General features: G+C 52.2%; 12 protein-coding genes and 1 tRNA gene. 11 read left to right on the forward strand and 2 right to left on the reverse strand.

Features of this window, described 5'->3' with window-relative positions; translation table 11 throughout:
* Window positions 1–49 precede the first annotated feature (49 nt).
* On the forward strand, window positions 50–394 hold the full coding sequence (locus MKZ15_RS08585) for a carboxymuconolactone decarboxylase family protein (protein WP_155605073.1): 345 nt from the start codon (window positions 50–52) through the stop codon (window positions 392–394).
* On the opposite strand, the gene MKZ15_RS08590 is transcribed toward MKZ15_RS08585, so the two are convergent.
* Entirely contained in the window at window positions 388–843 is a 456-nt protein-coding gene (locus tag MKZ15_RS08590) for a hypothetical protein (protein ID WP_339821215.1), read from the reverse strand. The genes MKZ15_RS08585 and MKZ15_RS08590 overlap by 7 nt on opposite strands.
* Window positions 844–1,005: 162 nt before the next feature.
* On the opposite strand from MKZ15_RS08590, the gene MKZ15_RS08595 reads away from it, so the two are divergent.
* The 4 genes from MKZ15_RS08595 (at window position 1,006) to MKZ15_RS08610 (ending at window position 4,696) form a co-directional block, all read left to right on the forward strand.
* A tRNA-Leu gene (locus MKZ15_RS08595) sits at window positions 1,006–1,090 on the forward strand.
* Window positions 1,091–1,251: 161 nt separating this feature from the next.
* A complete protein-coding gene (locus MKZ15_RS08600) occupies window positions 1,252–2,589 on the forward strand; it encodes an alpha/beta hydrolase-fold protein (RefSeq protein WP_339821217.1) in 1,338 nt (445 codons plus the stop codon).
* On the forward strand, window positions 2,586–3,545 hold the full coding sequence (locus MKZ15_RS08605; protein WP_213621883.1) for a LacI family DNA-binding transcriptional regulator: 960 nt from the start codon (window positions 2,586–2,588) through the stop codon (window positions 3,543–3,545). The genes MKZ15_RS08600 and MKZ15_RS08605 overlap by 4 nt, the downstream gene beginning before the upstream one ends.
* Before the next feature lie 116 nt (window positions 3,546–3,661).
* A complete protein-coding gene (locus MKZ15_RS08610; RefSeq protein WP_193415019.1) occupies window positions 3,662–4,696 on the forward strand; it encodes a zinc-binding alcohol dehydrogenase family protein in 1,035 nt (344 codons plus the stop codon).
* 124 nt (window positions 4,697–4,820) lie between these two features.
* On the opposite strand, the gene MKZ15_RS08615 is transcribed toward MKZ15_RS08610, so the two are convergent.
* Complete coding sequence (locus tag MKZ15_RS08615) at window positions 4,821–7,163, reverse strand: helix-turn-helix domain-containing protein (protein ID WP_339821220.1); 2,343 nt, start codon at window positions 7,161–7,163, stop codon at window positions 4,821–4,823.
* A 134-nt stretch (window positions 7,164–7,297) separates the two neighbouring features.
* Between MKZ15_RS08615 and MKZ15_RS08620 the strand changes: the two genes are divergently transcribed.
* The 6 genes from MKZ15_RS08620 to MKZ15_RS08645 all read left to right on the forward strand — a co-directional run bounded on the left by MKZ15_RS08620 (window position 7,298) and on the right by MKZ15_RS08645 (window position 15,068).
* Window positions 7,298–8,806 (forward strand): extracellular solute-binding protein, encoded by a 1,509-nt coding sequence (locus tag MKZ15_RS08620; protein ID WP_339821222.1) that lies wholly within the window; start codon window positions 7,298–7,300, stop codon window positions 8,804–8,806.
* Window positions 8,807–8,924: 118 nt separating this feature from the next.
* A complete protein-coding gene (locus tag MKZ15_RS08625) occupies window positions 8,925–10,481 on the forward strand; it encodes an extracellular solute-binding protein (protein ID WP_339821224.1) in 1,557 nt (518 codons plus the stop codon).
* A gap of 196 nt (window positions 10,482–10,677) precedes the next feature.
* On the forward strand, window positions 10,678–11,646 hold the full coding sequence (locus MKZ15_RS08630; protein WP_339821226.1) for a sugar ABC transporter permease: 969 nt from the start codon (window positions 10,678–10,680) through the stop codon (window positions 11,644–11,646).
* Window positions 11,646–12,521 carry a carbohydrate ABC transporter permease gene (locus MKZ15_RS08635; RefSeq protein ID WP_155605081.1) on the forward strand — a complete coding sequence of 292 codons (876 nt, stop codon included), beginning with the start codon at window positions 11,646–11,648 and terminating at the stop codon, window positions 12,519–12,521. Before MKZ15_RS08630 ends, MKZ15_RS08635 begins: the two co-directional genes overlap by 1 nt.
* A 59-nt stretch (window positions 12,522–12,580) precedes the next feature.
* On the forward strand, window positions 12,581–13,708 hold the full coding sequence (locus MKZ15_RS08640) for a glycoside hydrolase family 88 protein (protein ID WP_339821228.1): 1,128 nt from the start codon (window positions 12,581–12,583) through the stop codon (window positions 13,706–13,708).
* Window positions 13,695–15,068, forward strand: coding sequence for a glycoside hydrolase family 28 protein (locus tag MKZ15_RS08645; protein ID WP_339821230.1), 1,374 nt, complete (start codon window positions 13,695–13,697; stop codon window positions 15,066–15,068). Before MKZ15_RS08640 ends, MKZ15_RS08645 begins: the two co-directional genes overlap by 14 nt.
* The last annotated feature ends 76 nt before the right edge of the window (window positions 15,069–15,144 follow it).

Consider the following 15,144-nt stretch of genomic DNA (forward strand, 5'->3'; position numbering starts at 1 on the left):
CGGGACATCGTATAGGTGCGGGTACAATAGCTAGGAAAGGATGTTTCGCATGTCGCAGGTCAGCGAGAAAATACGAGCTTACAAGGACGAAATTAACCGATTCGGGGAAGCCCTGCCGAAGGTAACCGAAGCGTACCATACGTTTACCGGCGAAAGCCTCTCGAGTGGTACACTGGATGCCAAGACGAAGCAGTTGATTGCCCTTGGGGTCGCGCTTTCGACGAACAACGAAATTTGCACGTTCTACCATGCCGAGGAGGCGAAGTCCAAGGGGGCGACCGATGCGGAGATTCTCGAGACGGTCGCCGTCGCTTCGGCTGCCTTGGCCGGGAATGCGTTATCCCAAGGCGTCACTCGGGTGCAGGAAGCGTTGAGCGTCCCGCCAGTTCAATAGATTTCTCCGGAGAAGGGAACCTTAAGGAAGCGGATCGCCTTGAGGTTCCTTTTGTCTGTTCGCTCCCGGGGGGAGCTAGGCGCGGGGGTACTGCCAGTCAAATATGCGCGCATCCGGGAGGACACCTCCCTCTGTAGGCCAGCCCACAGTATCCGCATCTTCCCGTGGTACCCTCTGCAGCGGTATTCGGCCTGAATCCCGTTCTCATCCTGGTGGATCCGCTCGATTTCGATGTTCCGCTCGCGGAATTTACCGTGTATTTCCGATAGAACAAGCGCAACGCGACGTTCGCCGCCGCGGATGAGGTCGACGTAAGCTTCGGGGCTCTTCAGCAGCCCGCTTTGTTCGAGAATTCGGGCATCGCGTTGAAACACTTTTTGCAAAAAACCAAGCAGTAACGCGCTCTTAATGAGGGATAGTTCCTCTTCCTTAATGCCGGGAACGGCCATAGGTCAACACCTCTTTATGCGAACTTATGTTCTTATCATACCCCAGGCTCGTGTTTTTAATCAAGGGTGTATCTTGAAAGTTTTACATTGACTTCTCTATGCAGCGCATGGTATGATCTATCTTGTCGCTGCAAAATATGATTTTTGCACGATAACCATTTTGCGGTCGTGGCGGAATTGGCAGACGCGCACGGTTCAGGTCCGTGTGGGCTAACCCCCCGTGGAGGTTCGAGTCCTCTCGACCGCATCGATTTATCCATAGAAAGCTCTTGATTCGCCTACGGCGAATGAGGAGCTTTTTTGTTTTTTGTACGTAGCGGATCTCGTTGACAAAAGTTGAAGGCTGAACTAATATCAACTTAACTTAAACGATTAAGTGGTATTAACCCATAGGAGGATGGTTATCGAATGAGCGCCGAAATCATCACACTTTCCAACGTTTACTCCAAGCTGTTGAACAACAAACGGGATATTTACGTCTATTTGCCTCCTTCTTATGAAGAAGCAATGAATCGCCGGTATCCGGTGCTTTATGCACAGGACGGACAGCATATGTTTGCATCGGATGGGATGGGAGGCTCGTGGGAGATGCATCTGACGGCAGATCGGCTAAGCAGGAAAGGCCAAATGAGAGAAGTGATTATCGTAGCCGTCTCCTCGATTTCGGATCAACGGGCATCCGAATATTTTCACGAGCATCCGAGCGTAAGCGAAGCGTTCCACGCATCCTGCAAGGGTGAGCTGTACGAACGGTTTCTCATTGAGGAATTGAAACCGATGATCGACGGCAGATTTCGCACTTTGAAGGATCGGGAGCATACCGCATTAATCGGTTCGTCCGCGGGCGGAATTGTCTCGTATCATATTGCGTTTCGCAGACCGGATGTCTTTGGTCAGGTGGCGATCATGTCGCCATTCCTGGTGCATACGGTGGTGAATGAACAAGGAGGCGATACGAACAAACAGGAACCGCTTCGTGAGCAAAAACTATATCACTCCTTCCCGGTTAAGCCGGCGGAGCTGCGGGTTTGGGTCGATGTCGGCGGAGCGGAAGGGCTAATCATGCCCCGACATGTACGGGCATTCGTCGACGAACTGATTGAGGTCGGCTTTAAGCCAGGGGAAGATCTGATGTTCTTGCTCGATGAGACGGCCGGCCATTCCCAGGCGGATTGGGCGGGGCGGTTGCATTGCCCGTTGTTGTATCTGTTCGGCGAGATTGGACGTCCTCATAACCTGCAATTGGCTGCTACAGGGACAATCGGGCTGCAGGGCCTCCAAGGGCAGTTGAATCCGAAGGTGACTTACGACACCGGCTTCCAAATGAATTTGCTGGCAGCCGACTATACGGTGGATCGTCCGGAGGTTTTAACGGTTGACTCTAACGGCAGGGTCACTCCGCGAATCGAAGGGAAGGCCAAGGTGGCGGTACGTTATCGTGACCTTACCGGATCGACGAGCTTCGAGATCGTCCCGGAATTGCCAGATGACGTGCGGGTTGAAATCAGCGTGACCGTTCCGCCGACAACTCCGACAGACGCTCGAATCCATGCAGGATTCGAAATTCCGAAAGTTCGGGACGGCTTTTATCAGGGATGTTTTTTGCTGCCAAGAGATATGGCATTTGTTGTGAAAGTATCAAGGGGCTTTGGTTTTCATGAACGAAGAGATACGAATAGACGGTTTAATACCTCGACGCCGGTTCGCCTTCAGTTCATCGTGGAGGAGTGGGAGGACTTCCTGTGAAAAAAACGACGATGAAAGACATCGCCCGTGAAGCGAAGGTATCGGTGGCGACGGTCAGCTATATTCTGAATAAGGTGGACAATCAGAAGATCACGGACGAGACGCGTTGCCGGGTGCTCGAAGCCGCTGACAAGCTGAATTATATCCCAAGTCTAACGGCACGTTCGCTTGTCCGCGGTAAGTCCGGTATGGTGGCCTTGCTCTTCAGCCGCAGCGAGCAAGACGGGTTATGGAAGAAGCTCTATTACGGCATGCTGGCCGAACGAATGGACGAGCTCTGCAAACAGGCAGGCTATCACCTGCTCGTCCTGGGGATGGACGCTGAGAAGCCAACTCCGGAAATCATCCGTCAACGGGAAGTAGACGGGGTGCTGTTGGCCGGCGTGAAGAAGGAAACGTTCCGGGATATCTCGATCCACTTCAGCATCGGGGTACCGATCGTGCTGCTGGATAGCCATATCGATGATCCTTTGTTTCACAAGGTCGTGATAGATTATCGACAAGCGTTCGAGTTATGGAGAGAGCAAACGGCCGATCGAGGTGGACGGCACTTTCTTGTGTTGGATACGCTTGCTAACAAGGGTACGGTGAAGGCCATTGTTGACGCGGCTCAGCTCAACGAGGAATCGGTCTTCGTGCTGACGGCAGACAATGCGGACCGCTTGCCGGATTTTTTGGCGAGGCATCAAGGCGGTTGCGGGGTGGTACTGAATGAATTCGTTGGTGCGTTTGTGGCTCACGTTTCCCGAGGGCTGGATCTGGAGTTGACCGCCTTTTGTACGAGTGGCTGTGCGGAACTGCTGCCTCCGGGTGTACGTATGTTCACTTCGGAAGAGAACCGGGGACAGCTCGAAGCTGCTTTTGAGATCATGCAGTTTTATATCGAATCGAAAGATAAGGACCCCGAACAGGTGAGATCGGAATACAGCGAGTATATTTCTATTCCTTTAAAGTAACCTTTATAAGTATAAAAAAGGATACTATATAACACGAATGTGCGTACTTACGGATAGGTTTCCATAACGATATACTTACGGACATAAGATCCACGAATTCCAAAGGAGGAAATCGAATGTCTGGAAACAAGATGAAAGCAGTCGGTTTAACCAAGTATTTACCCATCAATGATCCTGATAGCCTATTGGATGTGGAGATCGAGAAGCCTACGCCAACTGGCCAAGACTTGCTAGTCCGGGTTCATGCGATCTCCGTCAATCCGGTAGATGTGAAGGTACGGGGGCCAAAGAACCGGACGGAAAGCAAGCCAAGAGTGCTCGGTTGGGACGTGGCCGGCGTTGTTGAGCAGACGGGACCGGATTGCACGCTTTTTAAACCAGGAGATGAAGTGTATTATGCCGGGAGCATCACGCGGCCGGGCGGAAATAGTGAATTCCATCTCGTTGACGAGCGGATCGTCGGCCTGAAGCCGAGCACGCTGGACTTTGCGCAGGCAGCAGCGTTGCCCTTGACTTCGATCACCGCTTGGGAAGGATTGTTCCACCGTCTGGGCCTTTCTTCCGTCGAAGACGCTAACTCCGGGAAAACGATTCTGATCATCGGGGCCGCTGGCGGCGTTGGCTCGATCGCGACCCAATTGGCCAAATATGCGGGGCTTACGGTGATCGGCACCGCCTCCCGTCCGGAATCGGCAGCATGGGCAAAGGAACTTGGCGCCGATCATATCCTCAACCATTACGAAGAATTCGTTCCTCAGTTGAAGGCACTTGGCTTTGCGAATGTAGATTATATCTTCTGCCTGAACAGTACCGAGAAGCACTGGAAGAACATGGCGGACGCGATTGCGCCGCAGGGGAAAATCTGCTCGATTGTTGAGACGGACGAACGACTTGATCTGACAATGCTGAAAGACAAAAGCGTCACTTTCGTATGGGAGCTGATGTTTACCCGTCCGATGTTCGGAACGGCTGATATGATCGAGCAGCATAAGCTTCTGAACGAGCTGGCAGGCTTGGTGGACCGGGGGATTATCCGCACGACGGTGGCTGAAAAGCTAACTCCGATTGATGCGGCTAATCTGCGAAAAGCCCATGCGATGCTGGAAACGGGACGTTCGGTGGGTAAAGTGGTGCTGCAAGATTTCGAATAAATATACCAAACCAGGGGCAGAGAATCTATCACCTGAGCATACGGGATAATCATGAAAAACGCCGCCTAGCAGGACTAGTCGCGGCGTTTTGTGTTCGAGTAGCGCAAGAAGCGTTGTCAGAGACCTAGATCGTTTCCCGAACCTTACCCGGCAAATGTGTTGCGGCGGTCTCCCTGAACTGCCCCGGCGTCATTCCCTCCACTTTGCGGAAGGAGCGGATGAAATTCTGCGAGTTGTTGTAGCGGAGCTTGGCCGCGATTTCCTTGACGGGCATTTCCGTTTCGCGCAGCCAAAGTTTAGCCATCTTGAACCGGTACATCGTGAGGTATTCGCTGAACGAGTACCCCGTTTCTTTCCGGAAGATGCTGCTGATATAATTCGCATTGTAATGAAGGCGGGCGGCACAGGCCTCTAAGGTCAGATCGGCGTCGTATTCGTGTTGGATCAAATCGATGATTTTCTCCGAGATGTTCTGGTACTGGGCATTTTGCCGGTTGTTGAAGATACGGATCATCGGGTGGATGACCGTCGTCCAGTACCAATCTTCGATTTCGGCTTTGGTATGTAACCCCAGCATCTCTTCAAACAATGAACCGCCCGTAGGCTGGATTTGATGCAACGCAATTCCCGCTTCCTGCATCGTCACCAGTAGATTATTCAGCAGGCGGGTTAAGGGGATTTGATATTCTTGCGGCGAGAGCTCTTGACCGAATAAGGAATGAAATAGCCGTCCGGTGAGTTCTTTCGCTTTCTCCACCTCCGCCAGCTTAATCGCGTCCAATAAGTCATTTTCTTTATGGGTCGGGTAATTTACGTTCAGCACATGCTTTCCGGAGTTGATGTTCTCGTATTGAATAATGACCCCGGTGCCTAGCTTAATCCGGTATTTCAGCGCCTCAATCCCTTCGCGGTAGGCGATGGACAGCTTATGGATCGCCTGGAAAGGCAAGCTTAAGCCAATGCTGGCTTGCAGCTTCAGGCACTGATGGATTTCATGTTGCAGCTTCTCGGTCCAGGCATACACGGTTTGGTGAAACGAATCGGGCTCCCCGTCTGGACTTCCAATCAACGTCACAATCGTTTGATCCATGATCACCGGAGCGAACCGGCTTTGGGGATCAAGCAACTCTTCAATGATATTTTGCGCGGCGAACAGGAGCAGGTTGAGGTCCTTTTTTCCGTAAGCCGAATCATCCGTAAAATCAAGGGCCAACGTGAACACCGCCATCGTTTGCCAGGCATCGATTTGCTCATTGTAGCCGTATTGTTCAAGTTTCTCGAGCAATTGGCGTTTGGTGTAATGCCCTTGATACGCTTCGATCAAAGAAAAGGTACGCACCTGTCTAATATGTTGGTGTACCTCTGTTTCAAGCTGAGATTTGGACTGAAAGAGACGGTGATATTCTTCGCCGATTAACTCAAATTCATTGGCATGACGCCGTCGGATATCGGTCTTCCGCCGGCCGATCAGATGCAGAAGACGCTCGATCGGCGAATACATTCGACGCGAACCGAACCAGGCCAAACCAATCGACAACATCAGCATCAACAGGCAAACATAGAAGGTATAAAGCCCGATTTTCCCCGCCTCCCGGGTAAGGCTGCCGATGGAGGTCACCGAGAGATATACCCATCCGTTCAACTGCGAACGCAAATAGGTGGCGGAATATTCCTGCTTGCCGATGAATGTCTGAAATTGTCCGGCAGGCTGCGCTTCGTCTGCGATCAGGGACGTATCTCCCCATCCGGATTCCTTCAACTGCCGGCCGATGAGCGATGGATCCGGGTGCATCAGGATTTGCTGGCGTTCGTTCACGATGATTACGCTGTCTGGACGCTCGCTGTCGGTCGCCACGACATCCTGCAGGCTGCAAGCCGGAATGTTCGCCAGCGCCAATCCGTACTTGTGCAAACCAGCGACCGGCAGCTTCTTGATCAGGCTGATGCTGTAGCTGCACGGCGCGGAATTGGCGTTCTCCTCGCTGTAAAACCAGGAGGACGGGGTTAAAATCCAGGAGGTATCGTCAGGCGTGTTCATCAACCGTTCGAGCCCTTCGCGGTCCTTATACTCACTCATCCGGTACAAGCCCGAATTCTTTACCATCCAGTCCTGCTGCAGGTTGATCAATACGACATCTTCCAGTTTCGTATCGAAGGACTGCATGTTCCGGATTTCGTTTCGCAGATCGTTGTATAGTTTGAAATCGCTTTCACTTAACGGGTTTTGAAGAGCCTTTTTCAGTACGGTCGAGTTGACCACTTGATTTAAGGTTTGGTTGACAGTCGTTAATTTACGCTCTACATTGGAGTTGATTTGAGAGATCAGCTCCATTTTGCTTTGGTTGACATTTTTTTGGATCTCACGGGTTGAGGTCAAATACGAAAAGGAACCGATGAACAGGACGGGCAGTGTACTCACGGCGATCGTAAAAATCATCAGTTTGCTTAAGAAGCTTAAGGGTTTCACCAAAATCAGCACCTGACCTTATCGATGAGAAGTCGTTATGTTCAAGTGTAAAGCGTCTGTCAAATAATAGCAATAATCATCTCGTGTGGCAATAATCATTTTGTATTATTCTTCGATGTGGGGGGCAATAACGAATGTTCAGTACAAAAAGCGGGAAGCGCGGCTTCTCCGTGCTTATCCTTCTCCTGATCGTCGTTTGCTTGCTTGGCGGTTGTATGAACCGGGAAACGAAGCTCAAGGCGACAAGCGTGGACCGGCCTTTTTTATCCATATTAGCGCCGCTGCATTTTCCGCAGCCGCCATCCAAGGAGATTGTGGCGGAGATCGAGGAGAAGACCGAGGTTCGGCTGGATCTCAGGTGGGTGCCTGAGGGCGTCTATACCGACAAAATGATGACTGGGCTGACGACCAACTCCTTAGCTAAGGTCAGCTTCGTGAAATTTTCCGATTACCATCTGGTCAAGAACGCCATCCGCTCGGATGTTTTCTGGGAAATCGGACCTTACCTGGCAGAGTTTCCGAACTTAAGCAAGCTGGATCCGGAAATTTTGGATCAGGCTGCGGTTGACGGAAAGATCTACGGATTGTACACCGAGCGTCCGTCCTCGCGGCAAGGCCTCATTTTGCGCAAGGATTGGCTGGACCGTCTCGGCTTAGAAGAACCTCAGACGCTTGAAGAGCTCTATGAGGTGTTGAGACAATTTACATACGGTGATCCGGACGGCAACGGGAAGCAGGATACACTAGGTATCGTGGACCGGAACGATCTGGTTTACGGCATCTTCAAGACGTTAAGCTCCTATTTCGGCACGCCAAACAATTGGAAAGTCGAGGACGGCCGGGTCATTCCGGAATTTATGACGGACGAATATATGGATACGATGAATTATGTGAAAAAGCTGTACGACGAGAAGCTGATCAATCTGGATTTCCCGCTCACGAGCAAAGAAGTGCAGCGCGACCGGTTCATTCGCGGTGAGGCGGGCGTATTGATCGGAAGCATGACCGATGTACAACGCCTCTCCATTGAGGCGCGGGCGATGAACCCAAACGCTGATTTCACCCTGGTCAACCGGATTAATGGTCCGTACGGTTACAAGGTATGGTCGATTCCTAATTTCAACGGACTTTATTTGTTTTCCAAGAAAATGATCCCAACGGAGCAGGATCTAAAGGTCGCGCTGGGCTTTTTCGACCGGACGATGGATAAGGATGTCGCCAATTTGATGATGTACGGCTTGGAAGGAAGGCACTACAAGATAGAAAACGGGAAGGTCATCTTGCCGGAGGAGACCTCGCAGTTGCGAGTGAATGAGGTAAACCCGCTCTATTCGCTGATGATTGCGGATATCGGCAACCCCAATCTGATGGATGTCGCGCAAAAAGAGCATTTGACTCAAATCGCCGAACAGCTCAGTAAAGACAACGAAGCGTTCCTGGTTGACGATCCAACGGTCCGGCTCAGCTCGCCGACGTACGACGAGAAGAGCGCAGAGCTGTCAACGATCATTAGCGATGCCACGTACCATTACATCCTGGGGCGCATCGATGCCGAAGGTTTTCGGCAAGAGATAGTACGGTGGAAGCAAAGCGGCGGCCAAGCGGTCATCCGCGAGTTCGAGGATGCGTTATCACACCCATAATCATTTGTTCAGGTCCGCCGCTTGGCGTAGCCGTTATGAGGAAATGATTGTTTCCGTTATGCCTTTGGAAGGTTACCGTGGAAGGGTAAGCAATCCAAACCATGGGAGGTCCAAAGGTATGAAGAAACAATCATTCATCCTCATCCTGACTGTACTGTTATCACTTAGCGTTGTGCTGGCTGGTTGTGGAAGCGCTAACAATAGGGAGAGCGGCAGCCCGGCGGCAACAGAACCTGCTGCGTCCACCACGGACAACGGCGGGAACGCGCCTGTAGAGGCGGAGAAACCGACAGAAATCACGATTATGTTACCGCTAAATACGTCGGAAACACCCCCCGATACGATCAAAACCGAGCTGGAGAAGCTGACGAACACGAAGCTGACCTATCAGTTTTTTCCGGCGGACACGTATGAAGAAAAGCTGAACACCTCGTTTGCCACAGGCTCCTTACCCCAAGTGACCTACCTCAAAAACCAGACCACGTTCATTCAAATGAAAGAAGCGATCAAGGACGGGCAGTTTTGGGAAATTGGCCCTTACTTGACCGAATTCCCGAACCTTAACAAATTGAAACCGGAAATCCTTAACAATACGAAGGTGGAGGGGAAGCTGTACTCCCTCTATATCGGCAGACCGCTGGCGCGTCAAGGGATTATTTACCGCAAGGATTGGGCGGATAAGCTGGGGTTTTCCGCACCGGCCAATGTCGATGACTTGTTTGAAATGGCCAAGGCCTTCACGGAGAAAGACCCGGACGGCAATGGCCAAAAAGATACGACCGGCCTCGCCGACCGAAACGAACTGGTTTACGGCGCATTCAAGACAGTATCCGCCTGGTTCGGCACGCCTAATAACTGGGGCGAGCAGGACGGTCAGCTTCAGCCGGAATTTATGTTCCCGCAGTACATCGATACGATGGACTTCTTCAAGAAGCTGCGGGATAACGGCTACATGAACCAAGACTTTGCGGCGACAAGCAAAACCGATGCCGTCAATATGTTTACAAGCGGGAAGGCTGGTCTCTACATCGGCGGGTCCATGCAGGATATCGATTCGCTGAATAAGGATTTGATTAAGAACGTGCCGGATGCCGTACTCGATACGCACAGCATGGTTGCCGGACCAGACGGTGGATTCGCTCAATGGATGATTCCGGGGTACAACAATATCATTCTGTTCCCGAAATCGGCGGTCAAGGATGAAGCGGAGCTCAAGAAGATCCTTGCGTTCTTCGACAAGATGATGACGCCGGAAGTGGCTAATTTGATGTACTGGGGCATTGAAGGCACACATTATACCGTAGTGGAAGGCAAAGCCAAGGTTGCGGACGATAAGGAATTGATCGAACGCGAAGTGAAGCCGTTCAAGGACAGCGTCATCGGTGAAGCCGAAACGAATGGCATGTATGAGAGCTATAATACGCTGCCGGGCCGAATTCATGCTGAAGAGCTGATCAAGGAAAACGTGAAGGTAGGCGTTCCGGATCCGACTGCGGCGCTGGATTCGCAAACCTTTACGGATAAAGGCGTAGAACTGCAGCAATTGATTACGGACGCCACCTATCAATATATCTACGGCCAGATCGACAAGGCCGGCTTCGAGAAAGCGGTTGAGCAATGGAAGAGTCGGGGCGGTTCGAAGATTATCGAGGAATATAACGCGGCCATTAATTAAAATTCAAAAAGTCAGGTTTTCAGGATCAAGAAGGTTGGATGAAGCTAGGGCCTGAGTAGCGGAGCGTACTTTAGAGTACGTGAGCAACGGAGGGCCCGGCTGAATTCAAGATTCGACGCCGAATCTACGTCTTGAACTCCTTCGTCATGGAAAGATGAACTTTTTGAAGGACCTCATTGGAGAGAGGAAGATACGTATGAGTGAAGCGACCGCTCCATCCTCCGTCACGCCGAAGACTCCGCCCGGGAGACGCACGAAGACCGGACTTCTCCGAAAGCGACTATGGAGAAATAAATGGCTGTACCTGATGCTACTGCCCGGCGTGCTGTATTTCATCATCTTCAAATATTTCCCGATGTACGGGTTGATCATTTCCTTTCAGGATTATAAGCCGTATGACGGCATCCGAGGCAGCGAATGGGTCGGTTTGGAGCATTTCAGACGGCTGTTTACCGAGCCGGATTTCATGATCATTTTGAAAAACACGGTGATCTTGTTTGCGCTGAACCTGTTTATCTACTTTCCGGTACCGATCATTCTGGCATTGATGTTGAATGAGCTCAGGGGCCACTTCTTTAAGAGGTTGTTCCAGACGTTCGTCTACTTGCCGCACTTTATGTCCTGGGTCATCATCGTATCGATTACCTACGTGATGGTGACGATGGACGGCGGGATCATCAACGAGCTGCTGGTGTACTTTGGTCTTGAGAAAATCAATTTCCTGTTGAATCCCGAGTGGTTTCGGCCTATGTACATCCTCCAGGTCATTTGGAGGGAGGCCGGCTGGGGGACGATCATTTATCTGGCAGGCATGGCGGCCATCGATCCGGGATTGTATGAAGCGGCGCGGATGGATGGAGCCGGCCGGATGCGCCAGGTGTGGCATATTACGTTACCGTCGATCCGGGGCGTTATTATTACGCTGTTTATTTTGAAAATCGGGCATGTGCTGGATCTGGGCTTTGAGCATGTCTATCTGCTGCTCAACTCCATGAACCGACAAGTCGCCGAGATCATCGATACGTATGTGTATACCGCGGGGCTAAGGCAGGGCCAATATAGCTACAGCACGGCAATCGGTTTCTTCAAATCCGTTATCGGGCTGATTCTAGTGATGCTGGTGAATAAACTATCCAAGAAAATCGGGGAGGAGGGCGTTTACTGATGGTGGAGGACCGATCTGTCAGCGGCAGGATTTACGCTGCCCTCAATTTTACGCTGCTGGCCATCATTGCGTTGATTACGGTGTTGCCTTTCGTTCATGTCGTGGCCGGTTCGTTTACGACGAACGCCGAGCTCGCGGCCAATAAATTCGTGCTGATTCCTAAAGTGTGGAGCCTGGAAGCTTATCGATTTATTTTCTCGACCAATACGATCTTTAAGGCGATGGGCGTTTCGATTGGCGTGACGCTAATCGGCACGGTGTTCAGCATGTTGCTGACGGCGCTGATGGCTTACGGACTGGCGCGCAAGGATCTCGATGGCCGGAGAACGATCAACTTCTTGGTCGTCTTCACGATGTTGTTCAACGGCGGGCTGATTCCCACATTTCTGGTCGTCAAGGAACTGGGGATGATCGATACGTTCGCCTCCCTGATTATTCCGTCCTCGATCAGCGCGTTTAACATGATTATCCTCAAGAACTTCTTCCAGAACATTCCGGAGGGCTTGGAGGAGTCCGCCCGCATTGATGGCTGCAATGATTTTGGTATCCTGTTCAAAATCGTCTTGCCGCTCTCGATGCCTGCAATCGCTACGATCTCGCTGTTTTATGCGGTAACGTACTGGAACACGTACATGTCGGCCATTTTGTATCTTAACGACAGCGCGAAATGGCCGATCCAAGTGTTGCTGCGGCAAATCGTCGTGCTGGCGAGCGGACTGGACCACAGTGCCGAGCTGGACGGGACTGTTCCGCCGCCGGACCAGACGATCAAGATGGCGGTAATTGTAGTTGCAACCCTGCCGATCTTGCTCGTGTATCCGTATCTGCAGAAGCATTTTGCCAAAGGGGCATTGTTGGGATCGATGAAGGGGTAAACGGGGCAAAGGGGATTCAATCGAGGGGAATCCAATTCTGAGACGGAAGGGGCTTGGGAATGACGATGCATGGTCCGAACACACCGCTCGAATGGGCGAGGAAGGCTTGCGATTCGTTGATGGACACCTACGCCGACGCGGGAAGCTTGCCTCCTGCGCATCGTTGGCATTACCATCAAGGTGTCTTCCTGTGCGGCATGGAGCAGTTGTGGGAGGTCGCTCAGGAAGAGAAGTACATCAGGTACATTCAACAATATGTCGATGATCTGGTGGATGAACGGGGCAACCTGTACTTCGCCCGCGATGAGCTGGATGCCGTGCAGGCCGGATTGCTCCTGTTCACGTTAGACGAACGAACCGGGGCAGCCAAATACCGGATTGCGGCCGACAAGCTGAGAAACCAGCTGCTGACGTTAAATCGCACGTCCGAGGGCGGTTATTGGCATAAGGATAAATATCCGTATCAAATGTGGCTAGACGGGTTGTATATGGCGGGTGTATTTTCCCTGAAATATGCGAATGCATTCGGAGAAACGGGGCTCCGGGCGGAGGTGCTCCGACAGGAGAAGCTGATGCGGAAATACATGCGGGACGAAAAATCCGGCTTGCTGTACCATGCCTGGGACGAGAGCCGGCAGATGCCGTGGGCTGATCCGGAGACCGGCTGTTCTCCGGAATTTTGGAGCCGCTCCCTTGGCTGGTATGGCTTGGCCGTATCTCAATTTCTCGATTTGCTCCCGGCAGAGGAGCCTGGGAGAGAGGAGCTTGCGGGTGCGCTGTCCGGTTTCGTGGACGCGCTAATCCGTTATCAACACAAGGAGAGCGGGCTGTGGTATCAGGTCGTCGATAAAGGCGAACGGCCGGATAACTGGCTGGAAACATCGGGCTCTTGTCTGTTTGTTTATACTCTGGCTAAAGCAGTACAGCTGGGCATTGCCGGCGAGGAAGCAGGGCAAGCCGCAATGCGGGGGTATGAAGGGCTTACCCGGGTCGTGGAATGGGATGAACTAGGCCGTCTGGTGGTGCCGGACATCTGTATTGGCACGTCTGCCGGCGACTATGACCATTACGCCGCCCGCCCTAAGGTAAAAAACGATCTGCACGGCGTCGGCGCGTTCGTGATGGCCTGCACGCAAATGGAAACGTTAATCAGCCGAATGGAGAATCAAGCCGATGTGCATGTATAATATCGCCGATTATGGTGCGGTGAAGGACAGCGGAGCTCCGGCAACCGCGGCCATCGCCGCTGCAATCGCGGCCGCAAGCGAAGCCGGGGGCGGCACGGTGGTCGTGCCGGTCGGGACGTTCTTGACGGGGGCGATCATCCTGAAGAGCCATGTCGAGCTTAGGCTAAGTCCCGGGGCGGTGTTATCCTTCAGCACCAATCCGGACGATTATCCGATGGTGAAATCCAGGTGGGAAGGAGTTCAAAGAGAGGTTCATGCCTCCTGTATTTACGGGGAGGATCTCGAGAATGTATCCGTAACGGGGAGCGGCTGCCTGCAGGGGAACGGGCAGCCTTGGTGGGAGAAGCACCGAAACCGCCCGGAGGAGCTTCAGTATCCGCGTCCAAAGCTGATTAGCTTCGACCGCTGCAGGAGGGTGACGATCAAGGACGTATCGATGGTCGATTCCCCCAGTTGGACAGTAAATCCGATTCGTTGCCGCGATGTGACAATCGACAACGTATCGATTCTGAATCCGGCGGATTCGCCCAATACGGATGGGATTAATCCCGAATCCTGCTCGAACGTGCGAATCAGTAATTGCCATATCGATGTCGGAGACGATTGCATCGCCATTAAGGCAGGTACCGAGGAGACGGCGGAGCGGGTTTCCTGCGAGAACATTACGATTACGAATTGCACGATGATCCATGGGCATGGCGGCGTTGTCATTGGGAGCGAGATGAGCGGGAATATCCGCAACGTGACGATTTCGAATTGCGTCTTCCAACAAACGGACCGTGGCATCCGGCTCAAGTCCCGACGCGGTCGCGGCGGTATCGTCGAAGACATCCGGATCAACAACATCGTCATGGAAAACGTGATTTGTCCGTTTATCATGAATCTCTATTACTTCTGTGGACCACGCGGCAAGGAAAAATACGTGTGGGACAAAAATCCTTATCCGGTCACGGATGAGACGCCGCATTTTCGACGGATTCATTTCTCCGACATCACCGCTCGTGAGGTTCATGCCTCCGCTGGGTTTCTATACGGCTTAGCAGAGCGGTATATTTCGGAAGTTACCTTCGATCACATCGAAATCTCGATGGCGAAGGACGCGATTCCCGGCCGCCCCGCAATGATGGCCGGGATTGAGGATATGGCGCGGCGAGGATTCTACTTGGGGAATGTGCAGGACGTGAGGTTTAACCAGGTGGCGATCGAAAATCATGAAGGTCCCGCCTTTTATATCGAGAACGGGGAGGACATCGAATTGACAGCTTGCCGCTCGAAGGGGACCGCCAAGCCGGAAAAGCTGGTGGAACGAGTGACAATCCCGTCGAATGAAGCAAGCTTCCCCGGGGAGTTGCCAGAATAACCGAAACAATGGAGAGGTGCACGTTTTTCGGGTCGTGGTCACAAATATCGGGACGGCGATTGCTCGAGGGAATCGG

Origin of the sequence: Paenibacillus sp. FSL R7-0216, from assembly GCF_037969915.1 — a bacterium.
Taxonomy (GTDB): domain Bacteria; phylum Bacillota; class Bacilli; order Paenibacillales; family Paenibacillaceae; genus Fontibacillus; species Fontibacillus rhizolycopersici.

Excerpts from the sequence above, each read along its gene's own strand:
- MKZ15_RS08585 (WP_155605073.1), top strand. The coding sequence starts at position 50 with ATGTCGCAGGTCAGCGAGAAAATACGAGCTTACAAGGACGAAATTAAC.
- MKZ15_RS08590 (WP_339821215.1), bottom strand. The coding sequence starts at position 843 with ATGGCCGTTCCCGGCATTAAGGAAGAGGAACTATCCCTCATTAAGAGC.
- MKZ15_RS08600 (WP_339821217.1), top strand. The coding sequence starts at position 1,252 with ATGAGCGCCGAAATCATCACACTTTCCAACGTTTACTCCAAGCTGTTG.
- MKZ15_RS08610 (WP_193415019.1), top strand. The coding sequence starts at position 3,662 with ATGTCTGGAAACAAGATGAAAGCAGTCGGTTTAACCAAGTATTTACCC.
- MKZ15_RS08620 (WP_339821222.1), top strand. The coding sequence starts at position 7,298 with ATGTTCAGTACAAAAAGCGGGAAGCGCGGCTTCTCCGTGCTTATCCTT.
- MKZ15_RS08625 (WP_339821224.1), top strand. The coding sequence starts at position 8,925 with ATGAAGAAACAATCATTCATCCTCATCCTGACTGTACTGTTATCACTT.
- MKZ15_RS08630 (WP_339821226.1), top strand. The coding sequence starts at position 10,678 with ATGAGTGAAGCGACCGCTCCATCCTCCGTCACGCCGAAGACTCCGCCC.
- MKZ15_RS08635 (WP_155605081.1), top strand. The coding sequence starts at position 11,646 with ATGGTGGAGGACCGATCTGTCAGCGGCAGGATTTACGCTGCCCTCAAT.
- MKZ15_RS08640 (WP_339821228.1), top strand. The coding sequence starts at position 12,581 with ATGACGATGCATGGTCCGAACACACCGCTCGAATGGGCGAGGAAGGCT.
- MKZ15_RS08645 (WP_339821230.1), top strand. The coding sequence starts at position 13,695 with ATGTGCATGTATAATATCGCCGATTATGGTGCGGTGAAGGACAGCGGA.